Source organism: Streptomyces sp. NPDC002867 (genome assembly GCF_053591895.1).
Map to the genome: position 1 here is coordinate 140,429 of NZ_JBSFUR010000013.1, position 23,771 is coordinate 164,199.

Sequence of the window (23,771 nt, forward strand, 5' to 3'; positions counted from 1 at the left end):
CCTGAACGCTTCTGTGCCGCCGGTCCCGGCCGTTCGGTCGATCGAGTGATCGTCCGCCCGGCCGGGAACTTCCGCGGGTGCCTCCGGCGGCTGCGGCTACGCGGGCCTGCGCAGCACGGTCAGGCTGCGGCCCACCAGCGGCAGCACGTCCCCCGCCGCCACCATCGGCCCCTTGCCGGGCGGAACGCCCTCGCGCCGTGCGGTGTCCACGACGACCTGCCACTCCTCGCCGTGGTTGACGGGGACGACGAACTCCAGCTCGTCCGCGCTCGCGTTGAACATCAGGAGGAAGGAGTCGTCGGAGATCCGCTCGCCCCGCGGCCCCGGCTCGGAGATGGCGTGACCGTTCAGGAAGACGGACAGCGCCTTGGCGTGCGCGGCCTGCCAGTCGCGCTGGACCATCTCCTCCCCCTTCGGCGTGAACCAGGCGATGTCCGTCAGCTCGTCGTGGGTGCCCTCCACCGGACGGCCGTGGAAGAAGCGGCGCCGCCGGAAGACGGGGTGGTCGCGCCGCAGCCACACCATCGTCTTGGTGAAGGTCAGCAGCGAGCTCTCCTCGTCCTCGCCCGGATCGGGCCAGTGCACCCAGGAGATCTCGTTGTCCTGGCAGTAGGCGTTGTTGTTGCCGCCCTGGGTGCGGGCGAACTCGTCGCCGTGGCTGAGCATCGGCACGCCCTGGGAGAGCATCAGCGTCGCGATGAAGTTGCGCATCTGCCGCTCGCGCAGCTCCAGCACGCCGGGGTCGTCCGTCTCGCCCTCGGCCCCGCAGTTCCAGGACCGGTTGTGGCTCTCCCCGTCGCGGTTGTTCTCGCCGTTGGCCTCGTTGTGCTTGCCGTTGTAGGAGACGAGGTCGTGCAGGGTGAAGCCGTCGTGGCAGGTGGTGAAGTTGATCGAGGCCAGCGGCCGGCGGCCGTCGTCCTGGTAGAGGTCCGACGAGCCGGTCAGCCGGGACGCGAACTCGGCCAGCGTACGCGGCTCGCCGCGCCACAGGTCCCGCACGCAGTCCCGGTACTTTCCGTTCCACTCGGTCCACAGGGGCGGGAAGTTGCCCACCTGGTAGCCGCCCTCGCCGACGTCCCAGGGCTCCGCGATCAGCTTCACCTGGCTGACCACCGGGTCCTGCTGCACCAGGTCGAAGAACGAGGAGAGCCGGTCGACCTCGTGGAACTGGCGTGCGAGCGTCGCCGCGAGGTCGAAGCGGAAACCGTCGACGTGCATCTCCGTCACCCAGTACCGCAGCGAGTCCATGATCAGCTGCAGTACGTGGGGACTGCGCATGAGCAGGGAGTTCCCGGTGCCGGTGGTGTCCATGTAGTACCGGCGGTCGTCCATCAGCCGGTAGTACGAGGCGTTGTCCAGACCGCGGAAGGACAGCGTCGGGCCCAGGTGGTTGCCCTCCGCGGTGTGGTTGTAGACCACGTCCAGGATGACCTCGATGCCGGCCTGGTGCAGCGCGCGCACGGCCTGCTTGAACTCCAGCACCTGCTCGCCGCGGTCGCCCCAGGAGGCGTAGGAGTTGTGCGGGGCGAAGAAGCCGATGGTGTTGTAGCCCCAGTAGTTGTTCAGCCCCGCGTCCACCAGCCGGTGGTCGTTCACGAACTGGTGCACGGGCATCAATTCCAGCGCCGTCACCCCCAGTTCGGTGAGGTGCGAGATGACGGCCGGATGCGCGAGGCCCGCGTACGTGCCGCGCAGCTCCGGGGGCAGCTCGGGGTGGAGCATGGTGAGGCCCTTCACATGGGCCTCGTAGATCACGGTGCGGTGGTAGTCCGTACGCGGCGGGCGGTCGTCGCCCCAGTCGAAGTACGGATTGACCACGACGGACGACATCGTGTGCGGCGCCGAGTCGAGGTCGTTGCGGGAGTCCGGTCTGCCGAAGTGGTAGCCGTAGACCGACTCGTTCCAGTCGATGGACCCGCTGATCGCCCGCGCGTACGGGTCGAGCAGCAGCTTCGCGGAATTGCAGCGCTGCCCGCGGGCGGGCTCGTACGGGCCGTGGACCCGGAAGCCGTAGCGCTGCCCGGGCATCACCCCCGGCAGGTACGCGTGCCGCACGAACGCGTCGGTCTCGCGCAGCTCGACCGCGGTCTCCGAGCCGTCGTCGTGCAGCAGACACAGCTCGATGCGCCGCGCGGCTTCGGAGTGCACCGCGAAATTGGTGCCGGCGCCGTCGTACGTGGCGCCGAGTGGGTACGCCTGTCCCGGCCAGACCTGCATAGATTCGACTCTTCCATTTCTGATCCGGGTGTGGGGGACTACTTGGCGAAGATCCTCCCCCAAAGTGGAGCAACCTCCTAGGACTTCGAACCGTCCTACCGGGTGACCAATGGGGATCCTGGGGGAAAGGGGGGACAAGTGCGCCAATTGGTGCGCCGTCACCTGGGGAAGCTCTTGGCGGGGACCGCCATCGCGGTGACGGGTACGGCCCTGATGGTGGGCATCACCCTGCCGGGCACTGCGGGCGCCGACGACACGAACGGGACGGGCGGCCAGGCCCGGGGCCCGGTCGCGGCAGGCCGGGCGGGCGCGGAGGAGGGCGGTGAGGCCGGGAGAGGCTCGGCCGCCGGGTCACGGCCTCCTGCCGTCGCCGTGCCGCGGGAGGGGGAGCGCGGGGTCGGCAGTGACCCGCTGACGCCGGCCGAGCTGAGCCGCGCGGAACAGATCGCGCTGACACCGGCAGCCCGGTCGGAGGGCGAGAACGCGGCGAGGGGCCGTGGTCCGCAGCACCTCGCGACCAATCTCGCGGAACCGCCGCCCTCCGCTCCGGACGCGGCCGTGCGCCGTGCCGAGGTCAGCTTCTACGACTACCGGGCCGACGAGCTCGTGACCTCGACCGTCAACCTCGACACCGGCAAGGTCGAGCGCACGGGCGTCCAGCGGGGCGTCCAGCCGTCGCCGCACCCGGACGAGCTGCGCGAGGCCGTCGCGCTGATCCTGGCCGACCCGCTCGGCTCGGACCTGAAGGCCGACTACCGGCACGCGACCGGCCGGTCCCTGACCTCACCCGATCAGCTCTGGTTCAACGGCGACGTCTACCGCACCCACCGCGAGAAGGACGTGCCCGACGAGCTCGCCCGCTGCGGTGAGCACCGCTGTGTCCGCCTCGTCACCAAGGTCGTGAACGGTCCCTGGATCGAGATCCGGAATCTGATCGTCGACCTGAGCGCCCGGACCGTCGCGCGCGTCGGCTGACCGGCCGTCGCGCCGTTCCGGCGGCGCACCTTCCCGCACAACCTGTGCCACCCGTTCCTCCTGTCCGCACGTCCCGGTGAGGGAGTACGTCCAGATGCACGTGAACAGTCCTTCGCGCGTCCGCAGGCGCGGCGCGCTGCTGGCGGCGGCCGCGCTGCTCGGCAGCGTCGGCGCCGCCACCGGCCCGGCCTCCGCCGCTCCCGCCGCGGCGGGCGGCGCCCAGACCGCCCCCAGGCCGCCGCAGTCCGACTGCAGCGTCGCCTACCGCATCGAGCAGAAGCTCGACGGCGGCACGACCTGGCGGATGTGCTGGCGCTACGACACCGGCCACGGCCTGATCCTCGACAAGATCACCTATCAGCCCAAGGGTGAACGGCGTCCCATACGGGTGCTGAACAGCGCCAAGCTCGCCCAGATACACGTGCCGTACGACGACGGCAACGCGGAGTACGACGACCTCACCGGCGCCGGGTTCGGCTGGGGCCTGCAGAACCTGGCGCCCGGCGAGTGCCCCGGCGGCACGGTCACCAAGGTCAGGGTGCCGGAGATGGGGACGGTCGACGGGCTGTGCACCACCACCCGTTCCCGCGGCCACGCCTACCGGCTCGCCGACGACGAGGGCACGAAGGTCTGGCAGGCCCAGGGCAAGGACCTGCTGGTCTACACGGTCAACAAGGTCGCCTGGTACGAGTACATCACCGAGTGGCGGTTCTCCTCCGACGGCACCGTCTCCGCCAACGTCGGCGCGACGGGCAGCCTGGCGCCCGACTCCTACAACGCCGCCGACGGCCGCGGCTGGCCCATCGGCAAGGGCGCCCGTGACTACGCCACCAGCCACGCCCACAACGTGTTCTGGCGTCTCGACTTCGGCCTGGACGGCGGCAACACGAACCGGGTGGAGCAGTACGACTCGAAGGTCACCGCCCCCACGGGCGACGGCAGCCCGACCGTGAAGACGACCCGGACCCCCGTCACCAAGGAGCTCGCCGGAGACGTCCGCACCATGCGCTGGTGGCGCGTGGTCAGCGCGCGGGGCAAGAACAGGGACGGCCACGCCCGCTCGTACGAGATCGTGCCCGGCCCGTCCAGCAGGCACGAGGGCCGTCCCTTCACCAAGCACGACGTCTACTTCACCCAGAACAGGGCCTGCGAGCAGTTCGCGAGCGACAACGTCCTCGACTGCGGGAAGAACGCGCCCACGAGCGTGGACAAATGGGTCAATGGTGAGAACCTTGCCAATCCGATCGCCTGGGTCAACATCGGGTTCCACCACATAGCCCGGGACGAGGACCAGCAGCCCATGCCCGTCCACTGGCAGGGCTTCCAGCTCGCCCCACGGGACGTGACGTCTATGAATCCGCTCACTCCGGCCGATCTGGCCGACCAGAACGGGCACCACGATCACGGGAGTTGAGAAACAACCGGCTCATCCTGCTGCACCGCCTCCCGCTCCCGGAGTAGGCTTCCTTGATCGTTGAAGACGGCGTTCCAGGAAAGCAGAAGGCGGTGCGCGGGTGAGCTCGGGAGGGCTGGAGCTGCCCCCAGGTGACGCGGGTCACGAGGGGGGAGACTCTGCCGAGGTCCCGCCGGGAGCGGTTTCGGTCGCGCGGCCCATGGAGATCGGGGCGGAGCTGGACTGGGGCGCGGAGGCCTGGAGCGAGGTGCGCACGCGCGCCCAGCGGGCAGGCCGCGCCTACATCTGGCTGAATCTGGTCGAACAGCGGTTGCGAGCGGTGGTCGCCGCCGTGCTGCGGCCCATCTACGACCCTGTGCACGGCGAGGACTGGGTCGTCGCGGCGGCCGGACCCGCGGGCCACGAGTGGGTGCAGCGGGCGGTCGCCGTGCGGGAGGTCTCGCGCCGCAAGGGCTACCTGCTGGACCCGGCGGACGACAACGTCCTGTCCTTCCTCACCCTGCCGCAGCTGCGTGAGCTGATGGTGCAGCACTGGCCCTGCTTCGAGCCGTACTTCGACGACCGGCGCGACGTCGAACTGGCGCTGGACGAGCTGGAGGTGGCGCGCAACGTCGTCTCCCGCAACCGTGCGCTCAACGAGGCCGTGCTCGCCCAGGCCGAGCGCGCCTCCGCACGCCTGCTGGAGATACTCGGCAGCGGCGCCGGGGTCCCCTCCGCCGACCGCCTCCCCGTCGACGCCGTCGAGGACCTGGTCGGCGACCGGTACGCGGACGTCGTCTCCGTCCACCCCGACCGGGTCAGGCTCCAACGCCAGCTGCCGGCCGAGGATCTCTTCGGCGGGGCGCGTCGCCTCGACGCGATCGGCATAGGCCTGAACCTTCTCGTACAGAACTTCTCCGGCCGCCGCCTCGTGAGGCTGGCCGAGTCCGGTTGCCGGGTCCGGCTCCTCTTCCTCAACCCGGCGAGCAGCGCCGTCAAGCGGCGCGAACGAGAACTCGGCATCAAAAAGGGCGAGTTGAGCCGCACCGTGGAGATGAACATCCTCCACATGCGCCGGGTCCGCTCCCGGCTGCGGGACCCGGGGGCCTTCGAGATCCAGGTCTTCGACGAGACCCCCCGCTTCACCGCCTACCTCGTGGACGGCGACGGCCCCGACGGCCTCGCCGTCGTCCAGTCCTACCTGCGCCGCGCCCGCGGCATGGAGGCCCCCGTGCTCGTCCTGCGGGGCGACAGGCGCTCGGTGGTCCGCTCGGGGCAGGACGGCGAGAGCGGACTCTTCCAGACCTACCGCGAGGAGTTCGAGTCGGTGTGGACCGACTCGCGACCCGTGTCCTGACCCTGCCCGATCACGGTCCCCGCCTCGTTGTCAGTGCTGCGTGGGAAGGTGAGGATCCAACGGGGGAAGCACCATCGCACCATGGAGGAGGGGGCATCATGTCCTGGCACGGGGGGCCACTGGCCGGCTTCGATCTGGAGACCACCGGCACCGATCCGCTCGACGCCCGCATCGTGACGGCCGCCGTCGTCGAACTGCACGCGGGGGAGCCCGTGCTGCGCCGCGGCTGGATGGCCGACCCGGGGATACGGATCCCGGAGCAGGCCTCGGCGATCCACGGCATCAGCAACGAGCGCGCGGCGGCGGAGGGCAGGCCGGCCCGCGAGGTGGCCGAAGAGGTCGCCCAGGTGCTCACGGGCTACTGGCTGCGGGGTGTCCCGGTCGTCGCGTACAACGCGGCCTTCGACCTGACGCTGCTCTCGGCCGAGTTGTGCCGGCACGGGCTCGCCTCGTTGAGCGAGCGGCTTGACGGGCGCCCGATAGGCCCGGTCATCGACCCGTACACGATCGACCGTGCCGTCGACCGCTATCGCAAGGGCAAGCGCAACCTCGAGGCGGTCTGCGTCGAGTACGGCGTCGTCCTCGACCGCGCCCACCGCGCGGACGCGGACGCGCTCGCCGCGGTCCTCGTCGCCCGGGCGATAGCCGAGCGCCATCCGTCGGTGGCGCGCCTCGACCCCGGCCTGCTGCACGAGCGCCAGGTGAGCTGGTACGCGCAGTGGGCGGCCGACTTCCAGAGCTTCCTGCGCCGCAAGGGCAGCCCGGAGGCCGTGGTCGACGCCTCCTGGCCGCTGCGCGCCCTCGCCCCGGTGGCCGGGGCCTGAGCCGCCGGGGCCTGCCTGCGAGGGGGGCCTGGCCGGTCGAGGGTCAGAGTGACTGGGGCATGCGGGGCGAGAGGCCGTGACCGCCCTGGGGCCTGCGCGGCACCGTGGCCTGCCCGGCCCCGGGCGGGGCGGCGGACATCGGGGGCTCGAGTGGCCGGGGCGTTCCGAACGAGGGATCGCTTCGAGGGCAGGGGCGGCAAAGGCGCCCCGTGCCAAGGGCGTTCGCGCGCGGGTCGAACGGGAGGCCGCCGAGCGACGGATGCCACCGCTGCGCCGAAGACGCGTCCGGGCGGCAGCCGGCCCCGCGTCGAAGGCGTTCATGTACTGGGGAGCACGGCCCCCGTGGCGGCGATCGCCCGGGTCAGAAGGGGTACCAGCGCACCTCGAGGTCGTTGTCGCGCAGTGAGGCCACCCGGCGGCGGAACTCGGCGAGCGCCTTGGGGTTCGCCGGGGCGTGCTGGGCCACCCACGCGCAGCTCGCCGTCTCGCGCGCACCGCGCAGGACCGCGCAGCCGTCCCACTCGCGCACGTCCCAGCCGTAGGCGGCCGTGAACGCGTCGTAGGCGGCCGGGTCGAGGCCGTAGCGGTCGCGGGACAGCGCCATGACCACGAGGTCGTGCTCGCGCAGGTCGCAGGAGACCGTCTCCAGGTCGACCAGCACCGGGCCGTCCGGGCCCACATGGACGTTGCGGGGCAGCGCGTCGCCGTGGATGGGGCCGGGTGGCAGATGCGGCGTCAGCGAGGCCGCCGCCTCGGCGAAGCCGTCACGGCGCTCGCGCAGATACGCGGCGTCGGCGGCGTCGATCGCGTCGCCGGCCAGCCGCAGCCACCGTTCGACCCCGGCCAGCAGATCGCGGCGGGGCAGCGCGAAGGAAGGAGAACCGAGCGCATGGACGCGGACCAGCAGGTGTGCCAGATCGGCCGGTTCCGCCGGGCGCACGGCATCGGGCAGCCGGTGCCAGAGCGTCATCGGGTGGCCGTCGACGAGCCGGGCCTTCGGCTCCGCGGCGCGCACCGCGGGGACACCCGCGTCGGTCAGCCAGGCCGCCACCGCCAGCTCCCGCTCGGCACGCGGCAGAAGCTCGGCATCCCGGCCGACCTTGACGACGATGTCGCCCGCCGCGAAGACCGCGTTCTCGCCGAGCGCCAGCAGAGCGGCGTCACGGGCGGCGGCCACAAGCCCGGCCGCCGCCAGTACGCCGCGTGCCCGTGTCTCGTCCATCGGTCTCTCCCAGCACTGTGCCTGTCGTGTATCGGGCAAAGTCTCGCATCCGTGCAGGTTGCCTTGACGAACCGACGACCCGTCAGCACGATGACCAGGCCGCCGGGGCGGCGGATCAGTACCCGGTCAGGGCCGGGCCGCCCGAAGGAGTCGAATACGTGACATCGGCGACCGCAACGGCGCGGTCCGGGAGGGAACCGGCCTTAGGCGCCTGGTTCCTCGTCCTGCCCGCGCTGATCCCCATCCTCGTACTGAGCGTCGGCCCGCTGCTCTACGGCATCGCGCTGGCCCTCACCGACTCGCAGGCGGGCCGCACGGAGCCCACCCAGTGGATCGGGACACTCAACTTCCGGGACCTGCTGCACGACACCCTGTTCTGGGAGTCGTTCCGCATCGGCCTGCTGTGGGCGGTCGGTGTGACCGTCCCGCAGTTCCTCCTCGCCCTCGGTCTCGCCCTGCTGCTCGACCAGCGGCTGCGCCTTCGCTGGCTCGCCCGCGCGCTCGCGATCGTCCCCTGGGCCATGCCCGAGGTCGTCGTCGGCATCATGTGGCGGCTTGCCTACAACCCCGACGCCGGCATCCTCAACGAGACCATCCGCGACCTGGGCCTCGGCGACGGACGCGACTGGCTGACCGGCCTCGCCACCGCGCTGCCCGCCGTGATCGTCGTCGGCGTGTGGGCAGGCATGCCGCAGACCACGGTGGCGCTGCTCGCCGGGCTCCAGAACACCCCGCACGAGCTCCACGAGGCGGCCGCCCTGGACGGAGCGGGCGCCTGGCGCCGGTTCCGCACCGTCACCTGGCCCGCGCTGCGACCCGTCGCGCTCGCCATCACGGCGCTCAACCTCATCTGGAACTTCAACGCATTCGCCCTGGTGTACGTGCTGACCAATGGAGGACCGGGCGGACGGACCCGGCTGCCCATGCTCTTCGCCTACGAAGAGGCCTTCCGCTACGGCCAGTTCGGCTATGCGGCCGCCATGGGCTGCGTCATGGTCGCCGTCATCTCGGTGATGCTCGCCTTCCACCTCGTGGGACGGCTCGAGGGAGGCGACGAGAAATGAGCGCGCTGCGCGCCAGCAGGGCCGGACGTGCCGGGCAGTACGTCGCGCTGGTCTGCTATCTGGTCTTCCTCGCCTTCCCGTTCCTGTGGCTGGTCTCCACCGCGTTCAAGCCGGCGCGGGAACTGGGCTCCCTGCACCCCACCTGGATCCCCGAGCAGCCGACCCTCGACAACTTCCGGCAGGCCTTCGACGAACAGCCCCTGCTCCAGGCGGCGGGCAACAGTCTGCTCGCGGCCCTCGCCGCCGCCCTGACCGCCGTCGTCATCGCGACCCCCATGGCGTACGTGATGGCCCGCCACCGCGGCAGGCTGACCACCGCGGCCACCGGATGGGTCGTGGTCAGCCAGGCGTTCCCGTTCGTCCTGGTGATCATTCCGCTGTTCCTGATCCTCAAGAACCTGCATCTGATCAACACCCTCCTCGGGCTGATCACGGTCTATGTCGTCTGGTCGCTGCCGTTCGCACTGTGGATGCTCGTGGGGTATGTGCGGGCCGTGCCGGCCGAGTTGGAGGAAGCCGCGGCCGTGGACGGCGCCGGCCGGCTGCGGACGCTCGTCTCGGTGACCGCCCCGCTGCTCGCGCCCGGGATCGTCGCCACCGCGCTCTTCGCGTTCATCACCGCGTGGAACGAGTTCTTCTTCGCGCTCGTCCTGCTCAAGACCCCGGAGAAGCAGACCTTGCCGGTCGTCCTCACACACTTCCTCGGCGCGGAGGGCGTCGCCGACCTCGGGCCGCTCGCGGCGGCCGCGTTCCTCGCGACGCTCCCCTCGCTCGTCATCTTCGCGATCATTCAGAAGCGGATCACAGGCGGCATGCTGGCCGGGGCGGTGAAGAACTGATGCGCGCACGACTGTTGCCCGCGGCCGTCGCCGCCCTCGCGCTGCTGCTCACCGGCTGCGGCGGGGACGGAGACCGCGCCGACGGAAAGATCAGGCTCCGTTTCCAGTCCCTGGCGTGGCAGAAGGAGTCCGTCGACGCCAACAAGGAACTGGTGAAGGAGTGGAACGAGGCCCACCCCGACATCCAGGTCGAGTACGTCCAGGGCAGCTGGGACAGCGTGCACGACCAGTTGCTCACCTCGTTCGAGGGAGGCGAGGCGCCGGACATCATCCACGACGCCTCCGACGACCTCGCGGACTTCGCGTACGGCGGCTACCTCGCCGACCTGACCGATCTGCTGCCCGAGCGCCTCAAGACCGGCATCCCGCAGCAGAGCTGGCGGACGACCACCTTCGGCGACGGCGTCTACGGCGTGCCGTTCCTCCAGGAGCCCCGCGTCCTCATCGCCAACAAGAAGATCCTGGACGCATCCGGCGTCCGCGTCCCGACGGCCGGCCGGCCGTGGAGCTGGGAGGAGTTCCGGCAGGTGACGAAGGACCTGACCGAGCACATGGGAGAGGGGAAGTACGGCATGGCCTGGCCGCTCAAGGAGCCGGTGTCCGTGACGCTCAACCTCGGCCTGTCCGCGGGCGGGCAGCTGTTCCACCGCGGGGACGACGGCAAGGTCACCGTCCGGTTCACCGAGGGGGACGCGGTGGTCCCACGGACCGTCCACGACCAGGTCAACGTCGACAGGAGCGCCTCGCGCAGCACGCTGGGCACGGGCGGTTCGGACACCCTGCCCGGCCTTTTCGGCGGCAAGTACGCCATGGTTCCGCTCGGGTTCTCCTACCGGCAGCAGATCGTCCAGCAGGCACCCGAGGGATTCGAGTGGACGGTGCTTCCCCCGCCCGCCGGGCCGGGCGGGCCGGCGCAGGGCGTGAGCCCGCAGACCTTGTCGGTCGCCGAGGACAGTCCGTACAAGAAGGAGGCGGCGCGGTTCATCGACTTCATGCTCCAGCCGCGGAACATGGTGCGGCTGGCCCGGGGCGACTGGATGCTGCCGACGGGGACCGAGGCGCTCGACGACCCGGCCCTGCACACGGACAAGGACGGCTGGGCCACGGGCGCCGAGCTCGCCCGGCATCTCCGGTCGGCCCCGGCGCAGTCGGTGCGCGGGTATCCGGAGTGGAAGGACAAGATCGCGACCCCGGCGTACCAGGAGTACTACAGCGGAGCGATCGACGCCGACGAACTGCGCGAACGGCTGGTCGAGGACGGCAATCTGGTGCTGGCCCGGTATCAGCGCTGAACACGGTGCCGGCCCGGCCGACGGCGCCGGTCCGGCGCCACGTGCCCGCCGCCCGCGGCTCCCGGCGAAATCGCGTTGCCGTCCCGGAGCTGCGGGCGTACGAGATCGACGGGCGGCTGCTGCCGGGGCTGCGCTCCCGGTTCACCGGTCTTCGGCTGCACGAGGTGCTGGTGCGGCGCCTGTGAGTCCGGGGCTCGCACGAGGTTGAACGAGACGTCTCGTCTCGTTACGGTAAGGGCATGACGACACCAGACCGTGCCCATATCGCCATGTTCTCCATCGCGGCCCCCGGGCACGTGAACCCGAGTCTCGAAGTGATCCGGGAGCTCGTGGCCCGGGGACACCGCGTCAGTTACGCGATCCCCGCCTCCTTCGCGGACAAGGTCGCGGCCACCGGTGCCGAGCCCGTCGTCTACACGTCGACGCTGCCGACGGAGGAGGAGCCCGAGGCCTGGGGAACCGAACTCATCGACAACATCGAGCCGTTCCTGAACGACGCGATCCAGGCGCTGCCGCAGCTCGCGGAGGCGTTCGCCGGTGACGAGCCCGATCTCGTCATCCACGACATCACCTCGTACCCGGCGATCGTGCTCGCCCACCGATGGGGCGTCCCCGCGGTCTCCCTCTCGCCCAACCTGGTCGCCTGGGAGGGGTACGAGGAGGAGGTCGCCGAGCCCATGACCGCACAGCTGCGGGCGGGGGAGCGCGGCAAGGCGTACTACGCGCGCTTCGAGGCGTGGCTCGCGGAGAACGGGATCACGACGCATCCGGACCGGTTCGTCGGCCGGCCGCGCCGCAGTGTCGTCCTGATCCCGCGTGCCCTCCAGCCGAACGCCGACCGGGTCGACGAGTCCGTGTACTCCTTCGTCGGCGCGTGCCAGGGGGACCGCCGGGACCAGGGGGAGTGGCAGCGGCCGGCGGACGCGGAGAAGGTGGTGCTGGTGTCGCTGGGGTCGACGTTCACCAAGCAGCCGGCCTTCTACCGCGAATGCGTCAAGGCCTTCGGGGACCTGCCCGGCTGGCACCTGGTGCTGCAGATCGGCCGGTACGTCGACGTGGCGGAGCTCGGCGAGCTGCCGTCGAACGTGGAGGTCCACAGCTGGGTGCCGCAGCTGTCCGTGCTGCGTCAGGCGGACGCGTTCGTCACCCACGCGGGCGCGGGCGGCAGCCAGGAGGGCCTGGCCACCGGGACGCCGATGGTCGCGGTCCCGCAGGCGGTGGACCAGTTCGGCAACGCGGACATGATGGTCGGGCTGGGGGTGGCGCGCCGCCTCTCGACAGAGGAGGCGACGGCGCACGACCTGCGGGAGGCGGTGCTGTCGCTGGTGTCCGACCCGGAGGTGGGGGAGCGCCTGGCGCGGATCCGGGAGGAGATGGCGCAGGAAGGCGGCACGCGAAGGGCCGCGGATCTGATCGAGGCGGAGCTGGTGGGCTGAGGGGGCGTCCCCTCCACACCGCGTGCCGGGCGGCCGAACGGCAGCCCGGCACGCGGGAGATGGGGGCGAGCCGGGGAACTCCCCGTCCCGCTACGCGCCCACCCGATCCGGCTCGCGCCTTCCCGGTGCGGGCGAGTAGACGGCGGCGGGCTCGTCGTGGGTGAGGTCCGGGAGCCAGTGGAGCCACTTCGGGAAGTACCAGTTGCGGTCGCCCAGCAGCGCCATCACGGCCGGCAGCAGCACGCCGCGGATGATCGTCGCGTCGATCAGGACCGCCGCCGCGAGGCCCACACCCATCTGCTTCATCGACTGCATCGACAGCGTTCCGAAGATCGCGAACACCGCCACCATGATGACCGCCGCGCTCGTCACCACGCCCGCCGTCGTCACCACACCGTGCGTGATCGCCTCACGCGTCCCCCGGCCCTGGAACTTCGCCTCCCGGATACGGGAGACGACGAACACGTGGTAGTCCATCGACAGCCCGAACAGGATCACGAACAGGAACAGCGGCAGCCACGCGATGATCGCGCCCACGCCCTCCGCTCCGACCAGTGAGGCGCCCCAGCCGTGCTGGAACACGACCGTCAGGATGCCGTACGCCGCGCCCACCGACAGCAGGTTGAGGAGGATCGAGGTGATCGCGATCGTCAGCGACCGGAACGACAGCAGCATCAGCACGAAGGCGAACACCACCACGAACCCGAACACCGGCGCCACCGCGCCCGTCAACTGGTCGTTGAAGTCCTTCGAGCCCGCGACCTGACCGCTGATGGGAGCCTCGAGCCCGTCGACCTCGCCCAGGGTGGCGGGACGCACCGTGTCGCGCAGCAGTTCCAGGCTCTTCTCGGCCCGGTCCTGGTCGGAGCCGCCCACCAGGGGAACGTAGACGAACGCGATGTTCTGCTCCTTGTGCGTGACGACCTCGACCGGGCCCTGGGACGCACCCGAACTCACCGCCTGCGCACGGAAGTCGGCGATCGCGCGCCGCACCGGTGCGGAGTCGATGTCGTCGGCCTTGACGACGACCTCCGCCGGATCCGCCCCGCCGGGGAACGCCTCGTTGATCCGCTCGTACGTCGCCGCGATCGGCACGGAGTCGCCGAACTCCTGGTCCAGGGTGAAGTTCTGCGTCTTCATCCCGACCGCGGGCAGCGCGACCGCGACCAGTGCACCCGCCGCGACCAGGAACGACACCAGCGGGCGGCGGAGCACCCCGCCGAGCACCGCCGTCCACACCCGGCTGCCGCCGTCTCCCCTCGCGTCCCGCTTCTGACGGCGCAGGAACGGCACGCGGCCCTTCTCCACCCGCTCGCCGAGCAGGGACAGCAGCGCGGGCAGCACGGTCACGGACCCCACCATCGCGACCGCCACCACGATCAGCGACGCCAGGCCCATCGACTCGAACTCGCCGATCCCGGTGAAGAGCATGCCGGCCATCGCGACGCACACGGTCACGCCCGAGACCACCACGGCACGGCCGCTGGTCGCCGCCGCGATCAGGATCGCGGTGCGGCCGTCACGGCCCGCGGCCCGCTCCTCGCGTTCGCGCCGCAGGTAGAACAGGCAGTAGTCGACGCCGACCGCGAGACCGACCAGCAGCATCACGGAGTTCGCCGTGTCGCTCATCGGCATCACCTGGCTCACGACGCCCATCAGGCCCATCGTCGCCATGATCGCCGTGATGGCCAGCAGCACCGGCAGGAGTGCCGCGACCAGGGCGCCGAAGGCGATGAGCAGGATGCCGAGCGCGACCGGCACCGCGGAGAACTCGGCCCGCTGGAAGTCGTCGCCGAACGCCTCGTCGAACGTCTTGTTCATGCTGGCGCCGCCGATCTCCTCGATCCGCAGCTCCTGGTGGCGTTCCTGCACGCCGGCGACGGCCTCGAGGACCGGGTCGATCCGCTCGCTCGCCGTGTCGGGGTCTCCGCGCACGTCGAACTGGACGAGCGCGCTGCGCCCGTCCTTCGAGATGCTTCCGGTGTCGTACGGCGAGGTCACGGCGGTGACTTCACGGGTGCCGTCGACCGACTTCATCACGTCGTCCACGGCGGCGCGGAAGGCCGGGTCCGTCACCTTGACCGATCCGTCCCGCGCCTGGACGAGCACGGTCTCGCCCACGGGCTCGGCGACGCCGGCTTCCTCGGCGATGCGCGCCGCCTGCGTCGTCTCGCCCGACAGCTGCTCACTGTCCTTGAGTTCGGCCCGGCCGGTGGCCGACCCCGCGACCATGGCCAGCAGGACGAACAGCACCCAGATCCCCACGGCGGCCCAGCGGTGCCGAGCGCTCCAGCCGCCGGCCCGCGCGGCGATCCCGCGCGGTCCGCCTCCAGCTCTCCCCATGACCCTTACGCCCCCTTGTGCGTCGTTCACCGCCGGCGGCGGAGCCCGCCGCCGTGTCCGCTTCGAAGCTAAGGGCGCAATCAGGTCGTTTCGTCCTGCCGGCCGACGAGGGAGACCGGCAATGCTCTCCTCCTTCAGAAGGGGGCACATCCCCGACATGGAGGATCGAAGTCCCTTACATCTACCGGGGATTGGGGCAGGAGTCCGACTTGGGAGACCCTGGCCGATTTCTTATTACGAAACCTTGTTGAGTAAGTCACAGGTACATGAAGGTCTTGATCTGCGCGCGTCAATCGGTCAGGGTTTCGAGCCAGCCCCCGGATTTTTTACGGCCGGGGGCCAATCCCCCCACAAATGATGACGAGGAGACCCCTCTTCATGGCAACTCACAAGCGATCCCACCGGATGAAGCTCACCGCGGCCATCACGGCCGTCGCGGCTGCAGCCGGAGTCACGCTTCTCGGCACGTCCTTCGCCGGCGCCGCGGCGCCCGCCGAGGGCAAGATCTACGGCGCGAACGCCGAAGGCGCCGTCGCGGGCAGCTACATCGTGATGCTCGACCAGAAGGCCGACAAGAAGGAGCTGGCCAAGGAGTACGGCGGCACGCTGAAGCGCAACTACAGCTCCGCCATCAACGGCTTCTCGGCCAGCGGCCTATCGGAGACCGAGGCCAAGCGCCTCGCCGCCGACCCGGCCGTCGCCAAGGTCGTGCAGAACAAGAAGTTCACGATCAACGCGGACCAGCAGAACCCGCCGTCCTGGGGCCTGGACCGCGTCGACCAGGCCGACACCGCCGGTGACAGCAAGTACACCTACCCGGACACCGCCGGCGAAGGCGTCACCGCGTACGTGATCGACACCGGAGTCCGCATCTCGCACAAGGACTTCGAGGGCCGCGCCACGCACGGCTTCGACGCCGTCGACAACGACGACAGCGCCGACGACGGCAACGGACACGGCACGCACGTCGCCGGGACCATAGCCGGTGCCGCGCACGGTGTCGCCAAGAAGGCGAAGATCGTCGCCGTCCGCGTCCTCGACGACAACGGCTCCGGCACCACGGAGCAGGTCGTCGCCGGCGTCGACTGGGTCACCCAGAACCACCAGGGCCCCTCTGTCGCCAACATGAGCCTCGGCGGCGGCGCCGACGAGGCCCTCGACGAGGCCGTCCGCAAGGCGATCACCGCAGGTGTCACCTTCGGCGTCGCGGCGGGCAACGAGTCCAGCGACGCGGGCCAGGGCTCCCCGGCCCGCGTCCAGGAGGCCATCACGGTCGCCTCGTCCACGAAGGACGACGCCCAGTCGGACTTCTCCAATTTCGGCGAGATCGTGGACATCTACGCGCCGGGCTCGGACATCACATCCGCCTGGAACGACAGCGACGAGGGCACCAAGACCATCTCCGGCACGTCGATGGCGACCCCGCACGTCGTCGGCGCCGCCGCGGTCTACCTCGCCGGACACCAGGACGCCACCCCGGCGGACGTCGCCAAGGCGCTCACCGACGGTGCCACGCCCGACAAGATCACCAACCCGTCCTCCGGCACGCCGAACAAGCTGCTGAAGGTCGTCGAGTGACCGAGGGCCCGTCCTCCGCTCGCACCTGACGCGGAGGAGGGCCCCTGGGGGGTGTCGTCCGGGCCGGTCTTCCGCCGCAGCCCGGCGGCACCCCTGCGGCGCGTGCGCCGCCGAGCCGGCGGCCCCCGTGCCCTCCCCCACGGGGCGCGGCGGCCGCCTTATCGTTTGGCCATGACGAAGAGGTATGCGGCCCTGCTGCGCGGAATCAACGTGGGCGGCAAGAAGAAGGTCCCCATGCCCGAACTGCGGGCTGTTCTCGCCGAGTTGGGGCACCACGACATCGCCACCTACCTGCAGAGCGGCAACGCGGTCTTCAGCAGCGCGGCGGGCGACGAGCGGACGCTCGCCGCCGGGATCGAGGACGCCGTCGAGCAGACCTTCGGCTTCCGGGTCGACACCCTGGTGCGCGGCGGCGCGTACCTGCGGGCGGTCGCCGACGCCTGCCCCTTCCCCGCTCACACGCTCCAGGGCAGGCAACTGCACGTGACCTTCCTCTCCGAGCAGCTCCCGCCCGAGCGGCTGGCGTCCGTCGACGCCGCGGCCCTCCTGCCGGAGGAGTTCCGGCTCGGCGACCGGGCGATGTACCTGTACACGCCGGAGGGCCTCGGCCGCTCCAGGCTCGCCGAAGTGCTGGGCAGACCGAGCCTGTTCAAGGGCGTCGTCGCGACCAGCCGCAACTGGAACACCGTCGTCAAGCTGGTGGAGATGACCCGTGACTGAACCCGCGACCGATGCCGTGAACGCCGCGATGGAGGCGGAGTTCCGGCTGCTCGACCCGGTGGTGCGGTCCAGCCCCCACCTGCTCGCGCGACTCCTCCACCCCGATTACGAGGAGTTCGGCACCTCGGGCCGGCTCTGGGACCGCGAGTCGATCCTGTCCGCGCTGCGGTCACCGGGCGCGCCCTCGCCCCGGCCGATCACCGCCTCCCGCATGAGAGGCGTGCAGCTCGCGGCCGGCGTCGTGCACCTGACCTTCGACACCGAGTCGGGCGGCCATCGCGCCCACCGCAGCTCGATCTGGCGGCTGACCGGCGGCGACTGGCTGCTCTACTTCCACCAGGGCACACGCTTCGCGGAGACCGGAGCCCCGTCGCCCCTCGCGGCGCAGTGAGCCGCGGCCCCCGCGCCGGAATGGCCCACGGGAACGGATGGCGAATGGCCCGTGGGGGAGTGCCAATCCCTGGCTAGTGTCGTCGGCATGGACACCGCGCAGCACACCGACCGCCCGACCGGCTCCGAGAAGACCGTCGTGGACTTCTACTTCGACCCGGTCTGCCCCTTCGCCTGGATCACCTCCCGCTGGATCCTCGAGGTCGAGCGAGAGCGCGCTCTCGACCTCCGCTTCCGTCTGATGAGCCTGTACCTGCACAACATCGGCAACGAACTGCCCGACTGGTACCGCGATCTCGTGGACCGCTCCGTCGGCCCGGTGCGCGTCCTCGCGGCCGCCGCCCGGCAGCACGGGGGCGGCGGCGTGCTGCGCGACCTCTACACCGCATTCGGCACCCGGATCCACCGGGACCGGAACGAGGACTTCGACGCGGTCGTCGCCGAGTCCCTGGCCGAGGTCGGCCTGCCCGCCGCACTGGCCGAGGCCGCGCACGACCCGTCGTACGACGACGAGGTGCGCGCCAGCCACGACACCGGCAAGGACCCCGCCGCCGACGGGTACGTGGGCACACCCACGCTGCACGTCGACGGCACCGTCTGGTTCGGCCCGGTCCTCAACTCGATTCCGCGGGGCGAGGAGGCCGTCGCGCTCTTCGACAGCTTCCGGGTGCTCGCGGGCCACCCCGACCTCTTCGAACTCAAGCGCGCCCGCACCGGCAGCCTCGTCTTCGACTGACCGCGGCGCCGTCGCCTTTGTTCAAGAACCACGCCGAGGTCTACCGGCAGTACGACGGATTCGCCGCCGCCCGTCCCGGTGGACGTGTCGGCGACGGCGTTCGGACGGGCCCTGGCGGCGGCGGGCCGCGACCCCCGCTGGACCGCGCCCGTCACCGCGTGACCGTTACGCGGTGAACGCCAGTGCCCGCTGCCGCGCCCGTGCCTCGTCGTAGCGGGTCAGCAGCAGACGGGCCAGCTCCGGCCCGGGGCCCAGCACATCGGCCAGCACGTCGGCGTCCCGCGCGCCCTCCGCGATGCGGTCCGGCAGGCGCCCGGGGGCGATGACGTACGGCGCGACCGCCACCCGGCGCACGCCGCGGGCGCGCAGCTCGCGCACGGCGTCCTCGGTACGGGGGAAGCCGCCGGCAGAAACAGCGGAGGCGAACGCAGGTCGCACGGCGCACCAACCGGTGTGCCGCAGCTCCCGCGCTGTCTGGTCGATCACTGCGATCGCCTCCGGGTCCGTGGAGCCCGCCGACGCCAGCACCAGGCCGGTCGAGCTCTTGTCGGCGGGGCCGAGCCCCGCCTCGTACAGCCGCCGCTGGACGGCGGACAGCAGCAGCGGCGAGGGGCCGAGCACCTCGGCCTGCCGTATGCGCAGCGACGCGGGCGCCTCGCGCAGGACGGCGGGGATGTCGGCCTTCGCGTGGAAGGCACGCGTCAGCAGCAGCGGCAGCGCCACCACCTCGCCGGCGTCCTCGGCGGCCAGGCGCTCCAGCACGCCCGTCACCGACGGCAGGTTGAAGTCCAGGAAGCCGACCTCGACGCGCAGCCCCGGCCGCAGCGACCGCACGCGCCGGACGAGGGAGTGCACCGTCGCGGCATGGCGCGGGTCGCGGCTGCCGTGGGCGATCACCAAGAGGACGGGCGCGATGGGGGAACCCCCGGACGGAGTCTCGGGGAGCTTCCTCGAAAGGGCGGCGGCGGGCGACGGGAGGGCGGGGCTGTGCATCGTGGACTCAGCTCCTGACGAGAAGACCGCGGCTGCGCAGCACCCACCGCTCCAGCGGACTGAAGATCAGCAGGTCGATCGCGATACCGACGATCAGGATCAGGAGGATGGCGAGGAACACGCCGGCCATGTCGGCGTTGTTGCGCCCGTTCTCCAGCAACTGGCCGAGACCCAGGCCCAGATCGGGGGAGGACGCGATGATCTCCGCGGCCATCAGCGACCGCCACGAGAACGCCCAGCCCTGCTTCAGGCCCGCCACGTAACCGGGCAGCGCCGCCGGCATCACGATGTGCCAGGTGCCCTTCAGCCCGGTCGCGCCGAGCGTGCGGCCCGCCCGCAGGAACAGCGGCGGCACCTGGTCCACGCCCGACACCAGGCCGTTCGCGATCGAGGGGACCGCGCCCAGCAGGATCACGGCGAACATCATCGAGTCGTTCAGACCCAGCCAGATCACGGCGGGCGGCACCCAGGCCACCGACGGCAGCGACTGCAGCCCGGACAGGATCGGCCCGATCGCGGCGCGGACGAACTTCACCCGGGCGACCAGCAGGCCGAGCGGTGTTCCGATCGCCAGTGCCATCAGGAAGCCCAGCAGGCCGCGGGACACGCTGGTCCAGACGACGTCGAGCAGCGTGCCCTGGAGCCACATCTCGGACACGCTGTCCCAGACCGCGGACGGTGCGGGCAGCTTGTAGGCCTCCGTGACCTCCGCCCAGACCAGCAGCTGCCACACCACGAGCACCAGGGCGACGGCGGTCAGCGGCGGCAACACCTTCCGCAGCAGCACCTCGCGCACCGGCGTACGGCTGACCTGCACCGCGTCCAGCGCGTCGAGACCGGCCTCCAGCCCCGCGAGGTCGTCGTTCTTGACCGTGGCCTTCGCGGTCGTGTCAGTGCTGGCCATGTCGGCGGATCTCCCCACGCAGTTCTTCGGTGATCTCGACGGACAGCTCCGCCACCGCGGAGTCCTCGATGCGCCGCGGCTGATCGATGTCCACGGTCCATTCACGGGCGATGCGCCCCGGCCGCGACGACAGCAGCACCACGCGCTGCGCGAGCCGCACCGCCTCGCGGACGTTGTGCGTCACGAACAGCACCGACACGTTCGTCTCCCGCCAGATGCGGGTCAGCTCGTCGTGCAGCACGTCGCGCGTGATGGCGTCCAGCGCCGCGAACGGCTCGTCCATCAGCAGCAACTGGCTGTCCTGCGCCAGCGCGCGAGCCATCGCGACCCGCTGTCGCATACCGCCCGACAGTTCGTGCACCCGCTTGCCGTACGCGCCGCCGAGCCGTACCAGCTCCAGCAACCGCTCCGCCTCCGGGCGGCGGATCGACTTCGGCACGCCGCGCAGGCGCAGCGCCAGTTCGATGTTCTTGCCCGCGCTCAGCCACGGGAACAGCGCATGCTCCTGGAACATCAGGGCGGGCCGGCCGCCGGGGGTCTCGATGGACCCCGCCGTCGGCCGGTCGAGCCCCGCGACCAGGTTGAGCAGCGTCGACTTGCCGCAGCCCGAGGCCCCCAGGAGGGTGACGAACTCGCCGGGAGCGACATCGAGCGTGATGTCGTCCAGGACGAGCTGGGTGCCGGCGGGCCCGGCGAAGGACTTGGAGACATGTCCGATCCGGGCCGCGTACTCGGTGCGCACGCGGTCGTCGGCCTTGGCGATGGCAGTGGCCATGGTCGTCACCTCCTGGGAACTCGGCTGGTTGCGGTGGTTACTTGACGCCGAGCCCGGCGTCGGCGACCTCGGGCTTGCCCTCGGCCCGAAGGACCTTGTTCAGCGGCCGCAGGTCGTAGATGCCGGCGAGGTCGGGCTGCTCCAGCAGACCGGCCTTCACCGCGTGGCGGGCCTGCGTGTCGAGCGTCGCGGCCAGCGGGTCGTCGGTGAACCGGATCGACGGCCACGCGGGGTCGATCACCTTCGGGGGCAGCGCCTTGCCGGTGAGCTCCTGGAGCTTGGCGTTGGCGGACGCCTTCGCCTTGTCCGGGTTGGCGTTGATCCACTCGTTGGTCCTCACCGTGCCGCGCAGCACGGCCTCGACGACGTCCGGGTGCTTCGCGAGAAACCTCTGCGACACGATCACGTTCGTGATGACGAACTTCTTGTCGGGCCACAGCGTCGACTCGTCGAGCAGCACCTTCGCCCCGTCGCTGACCAGTTTCGACGCGGTCGGTTCCGGTACCCACGCGCCGTCGATGGAGCCGGACAGATAGGCGTTCGGCGTGACCTTGTTCTCCGTGCGGACCACGGAGACGTCGCCCTCGCCGCTCTGCGGGTCGACCTTCCAGCCCTTCTCGGAGATCCAGTTGAGGAACGCCACGTCCTGGGTGTTGCCGTGCTGCGGGGTGGCGATCCTCTTGCCCTTGACGTCGTCCAGGGTCTTGATCTTCTTCGGGTTCACGACCAGCTTGACGCCGCCGGAGGCAGAGCCGCCGACGATCCGCAGGCTCTTGCCCTGGGACTTCACGTAGCCGTTGACCGCGGGCGAGGGGCCGATGAAGCCGATGTCGATCGAGCCGGCGTTGAGCGCCTCGATCTCGGACGGACCGGCGTTGAAGGTCGCCGTCGACAGCTTCGTTCCGCCGAGCTCCTTCTGGATGATGCCCTCCTGGTCGCCGACCAGGGCGGTCGCGTGCGTCAGGTTCGGGAAGTACCCGACCTTGACGGTGTCCAGACCGTCGATCTTCTCTCCCTTGGCGGCGGGAGCGACCTTGTCGTCCTTGGCCTGGGAGCCGTAGCCGCAGGCGGTGAGGGCGACGGCGAGGAGCGGCAGGGCGGCCGCGGTGGCGAGGCTGCGGCGGACTGTGGTGCGGGTGGCTGGCACGGGAGGCTGTCCTCTCGTTGGCCCGGTCGGCGCGTCGGTTCAGGTGGGACGCGGCCGGGACGTCGGCGGTCTTCGTCGGTGCTGGGTGCGGGGGGTGCGGGCGCGCGAGCGGTGCGCGTACGTCATCGCGCACATCGCGCCACCCCTCCCGTGCCCGCGCCGAGGGCGCCGCTGCCGACGCGGCCGCCCTCCTTGGCGAAGGTCCCGAAGGCGTCGGTCATGTCAGAAGTCCCAGCCGTCGTCGTCGGCCGGGTCCCGGACGGGCTCCGGCGAGGCGAACGACTCGCCGACCATGCCCGCGGTGAGCGTGGTGCCGTCGGCAGGGTCGATCAGGATGAAGGCGCCGGTGCGGCGGGAGTCCGCGTACGAGTCGAGCGGCAGCGGCTCGGCCGTACGGATCTTGACGCGCCCGATGTCGTTGGCGACCAGCTGACCCGGGTGCGGGTGCAGGGAGAGGTCGTCGAGCGTCAGCCGGGACGGGATGTCCTTGACGATCGCCTTGACCGTGCGGGTGCCGTGCTTGAGCAGCACGCGGTGGCCGACGGTGAGCGACTGGTCGGCGACGTGGCAGACGGTCGCCTCGACGTCCTGGGTGGTCGGGGGCGCGTCCTTGCTCGGCACGATCAGGTCGCCGCGCGAGACGTCGATGTCGTCCTCCAGCAGGAGGGTCACCGACTGGGTCGTCCAGGCCACGTCGACCGGCTTGCCCAGCAGGTCGATGCCGGAGATGCGCGAGGTACGGCCCGAGGGCAGCACGGTGACCGCCTCGCCGACCCGGAAGGTGCCGGCGGCGATCTGGCCCGCGTAGCCCCGGTAGTCCGGGTGCTCGGCGGTCTGCGGCCGGATCACGTACTGCACGGGCAGCCGGGCGTGGCAGTGGCTCAGGTCGTGGCTGACCGGCACCGTCTCCAGGTGCTCCAGCACGGTCGGGCCGCCGTACCAGTCCATGTTCGCGGACGGGTCCACGACGTTGTCCCCGGTCAGCGCCGAGATCGGGATCGCGGTGACCTCCGGGACGCCCAGCTCGGTCGCGTACGCCGTGAACTCCTCGGCGATCGCGGCGAACACGGACTCCGCGTAGTCGACGAGGTCCATCTTGTTGACGGCGAGGACCACGTGCGGAACGCGCAGCAGCGCGGCGATCGCCGCGTGGCGGCGGGTCTGCTCGACGACTCCGTTGCGGGCGTCGACCAGGATCACCGTGAGCTCGGCCGTGGACGCGCCGGTGACCATGTTGCGCGTGTACTGCACGTGGCCCGGCGTGTCGGCGAGGATGAACCGGCGGCGCGCGGTGGCGAAGTAGCGGTACGCCACGTCGATCGTGATGCCCTGCTCGCGCTCGGCCCGCAGACCGTCGGTGAGCAGTGCGAGGTCCGGCGCCTCCTGGCCGCGGTTGCGGGAGGCGTGCTCGACGGCCTCCAGCTGGTCGGCGAGGACCGACTTGGAGTCGTGCAGCAGCCGGCCCACCAGCGTGGACTTGCCGTCGTCGACGGACCCGGCGGTGGCGAAGCGCAGCAGGGTGGTGGCCGAAAGCTGCTCGGTCAGCTGCTCGGTGGTGCTGGTCAT

Annotated in this window: 20 protein-coding genes and 1 pseudogene; 13 read left to right on the top strand and 8 right to left on the bottom strand. The window is 71.0% G+C overall.

Going from position 1 to position 23,771, the window contains the following annotated elements; genetic code table 11:
- Window positions 1-96: 96 nt before the first annotated feature.
- Complete coding sequence (glgX, locus tag ACWD0A_RS15640; protein WP_451298333.1) at window positions 97-2,217, bottom strand: glycogen debranching protein GlgX; 2,121 nt, start codon at window positions 2,215-2,217, stop codon at window positions 97-99.
- Between the two features lie 138 nt (window positions 2,218-2,355).
- On the opposite strand from glgX, the gene ACWD0A_RS15645 reads away from it, so the two are divergent.
- The 4 genes from ACWD0A_RS15645 (at window position 2,356) to ACWD0A_RS15660 (ending at window position 6,766) form a co-directional block, all read left to right on the top strand.
- Window positions 2,356-3,192, top strand: coding sequence for a Tat pathway signal sequence domain protein (locus tag ACWD0A_RS15645; RefSeq protein ID WP_451298335.1), 837 nt, complete (start codon window positions 2,356-2,358; stop codon window positions 3,190-3,192).
- A 94-nt stretch (window positions 3,193-3,286) separates the two neighbouring features.
- Window positions 3,287-4,606, top strand: a complete 1,320-nt coding sequence (locus ACWD0A_RS15650; RefSeq protein ID WP_451298337.1) for a copper amine oxidase — start codon at window positions 3,287-3,289, stop codon at window positions 4,604-4,606.
- Window positions 4,607-4,706: 100 nt separating this feature from the next.
- A complete protein-coding gene (locus ACWD0A_RS15655; protein WP_307712845.1) occupies window positions 4,707-5,942 on the top strand; it encodes an SAV2148 family HEPN domain-containing protein in 1,236 nt (411 codons plus the stop codon).
- Between the two features lie 98 nt (window positions 5,943-6,040).
- Window positions 6,041-6,766, top strand: a complete 726-nt coding sequence (locus ACWD0A_RS15660; protein ID WP_451298340.1) for an exonuclease domain-containing protein — start codon at window positions 6,041-6,043, stop codon at window positions 6,764-6,766.
- Window positions 6,767-7,127: 361 nt separating this feature from the next.
- Here ACWD0A_RS15660 and ACWD0A_RS15665 read toward each other — a convergent pair whose 3' ends face one another.
- The gene (locus ACWD0A_RS15665) at window positions 7,128-7,988 is read right to left on the bottom strand and encodes a phosphotransferase enzyme family protein (protein ID WP_451298342.1); all 861 of its coding nucleotides are present in this window, start codon (window positions 7,986-7,988) and stop codon (window positions 7,128-7,130) included.
- Window positions 7,989-8,146: 158 nt separating this feature from the next.
- Between ACWD0A_RS15665 and ACWD0A_RS15670 the strand changes: the two genes are divergently transcribed.
- From ACWD0A_RS15670 to mgt, 5 genes and pseudogenes are all read left to right on the top strand, one after another.
- Window positions 8,147-9,052, top strand: a complete 906-nt coding sequence (locus ACWD0A_RS15670) for a carbohydrate ABC transporter permease (RefSeq protein WP_451298344.1) — start codon at window positions 8,147-8,149, stop codon at window positions 9,050-9,052.
- Window positions 9,049-9,891 (top strand): carbohydrate ABC transporter permease, encoded by an 843-nt coding sequence (locus ACWD0A_RS15675; protein WP_451298346.1) that lies wholly within the window; start codon window positions 9,049-9,051, stop codon window positions 9,889-9,891. Before ACWD0A_RS15670 ends, ACWD0A_RS15675 begins: the two co-directional genes overlap by 4 nt.
- The gene (locus tag ACWD0A_RS15680) at window positions 9,891-11,183 is read left to right on the top strand and encodes an ABC transporter substrate-binding protein (protein WP_451298348.1); all 1,293 of its coding nucleotides are present in this window, start codon (window positions 9,891-9,893) and stop codon (window positions 11,181-11,183) included. The genes ACWD0A_RS15675 and ACWD0A_RS15680 overlap by 1 nt, the downstream gene beginning before the upstream one ends.
- A gap of 41 nt (window positions 11,184-11,224) precedes the next feature.
- Entirely contained in the window at window positions 11,225-11,368 is a 144-nt protein-coding gene (locus ACWD0A_RS15685) for a hypothetical protein (protein ID WP_451298350.1), read from the top strand.
- 19 nt (window positions 11,369-11,387) lie between these two features.
- Window positions 11,388-12,619 (top strand): annotated as a pseudogene (mgt, locus tag ACWD0A_RS15690) (macrolide-inactivating glycosyltransferase).
- A gap of 90 nt (window positions 12,620-12,709) precedes the next feature.
- Here the strand turns inward: mgt and ACWD0A_RS15695 are convergent.
- Window positions 12,710-14,962, bottom strand: a complete 2,253-nt coding sequence (locus ACWD0A_RS15695) for an MMPL family transporter (RefSeq protein WP_451298352.1) — start codon at window positions 14,960-14,962, stop codon at window positions 12,710-12,712.
- Window positions 14,963-15,340: 378 nt separating this feature from the next.
- Between ACWD0A_RS15695 and ACWD0A_RS15700 the strand changes: the two genes are divergently transcribed.
- The 4 genes from ACWD0A_RS15700 (at window position 15,341) to ACWD0A_RS15715 (ending at window position 18,386) form a co-directional block, all read left to right on the top strand.
- On the top strand, window positions 15,341-16,540 hold the full coding sequence (locus tag ACWD0A_RS15700) for a S8 family peptidase (protein ID WP_451298354.1): 1,200 nt from the start codon (window positions 15,341-15,343) through the stop codon (window positions 16,538-16,540).
- A 171-nt stretch (window positions 16,541-16,711) separates the two neighbouring features.
- Entirely contained in the window at window positions 16,712-17,260 is a 549-nt protein-coding gene (locus ACWD0A_RS15705; protein ID WP_451298356.1) for a DUF1697 domain-containing protein, read from the top strand.
- Entirely contained in the window at window positions 17,253-17,651 is a 399-nt protein-coding gene (locus ACWD0A_RS15710; protein ID WP_451298358.1) for a nuclear transport factor 2 family protein, read from the top strand. The genes ACWD0A_RS15705 and ACWD0A_RS15710 overlap by 8 nt, the downstream gene beginning before the upstream one ends.
- A gap of 87 nt (window positions 17,652-17,738) precedes the next feature.
- Window positions 17,739-18,386 (top strand): mycothiol-dependent nitroreductase Rv2466c family protein, encoded by a 648-nt coding sequence (locus tag ACWD0A_RS15715; RefSeq protein WP_451298359.1) that lies wholly within the window; start codon window positions 17,739-17,741, stop codon window positions 18,384-18,386.
- Between the two features lie 165 nt (window positions 18,387-18,551).
- Here the strand turns inward: ACWD0A_RS15715 and ACWD0A_RS15720 are convergent, their stop codons facing one another.
- From ACWD0A_RS15720 to ACWD0A_RS15740, 5 genes are all read right to left on the bottom strand, one after another.
- Complete coding sequence (locus tag ACWD0A_RS15720; RefSeq protein ID WP_451298394.1) at window positions 18,552-19,301, bottom strand: sirohydrochlorin chelatase; 750 nt, start codon at window positions 19,299-19,301, stop codon at window positions 18,552-18,554.
- Window positions 19,302-19,386: 85 nt separating this feature from the next.
- Window positions 19,387-20,283, bottom strand: a complete 897-nt coding sequence (locus ACWD0A_RS15725; RefSeq protein ID WP_451298361.1) for an ABC transporter permease — start codon at window positions 20,281-20,283, stop codon at window positions 19,387-19,389.
- Entirely contained in the window at window positions 20,270-21,058 is a 789-nt protein-coding gene (locus tag ACWD0A_RS15730) for an ABC transporter ATP-binding protein (RefSeq protein ID WP_451298363.1), read from the bottom strand. The genes ACWD0A_RS15725 and ACWD0A_RS15730 overlap by 14 nt, the downstream gene beginning before the upstream one ends.
- 37 nt (window positions 21,059-21,095) lie before the next feature.
- On the bottom strand, window positions 21,096-22,205 hold the full coding sequence (locus tag ACWD0A_RS15735; RefSeq protein ID WP_451298365.1) for an aliphatic sulfonate ABC transporter substrate-binding protein: 1,110 nt from the start codon (window positions 22,203-22,205) through the stop codon (window positions 21,096-21,098).
- A gap of 222 nt (window positions 22,206-22,427) precedes the next feature.
- Window positions 22,428-23,771, bottom strand: a complete 1,344-nt coding sequence (locus ACWD0A_RS15740; protein WP_451298367.1) for a sulfate adenylyltransferase subunit 1 — start codon at window positions 23,769-23,771, stop codon at window positions 22,428-22,430.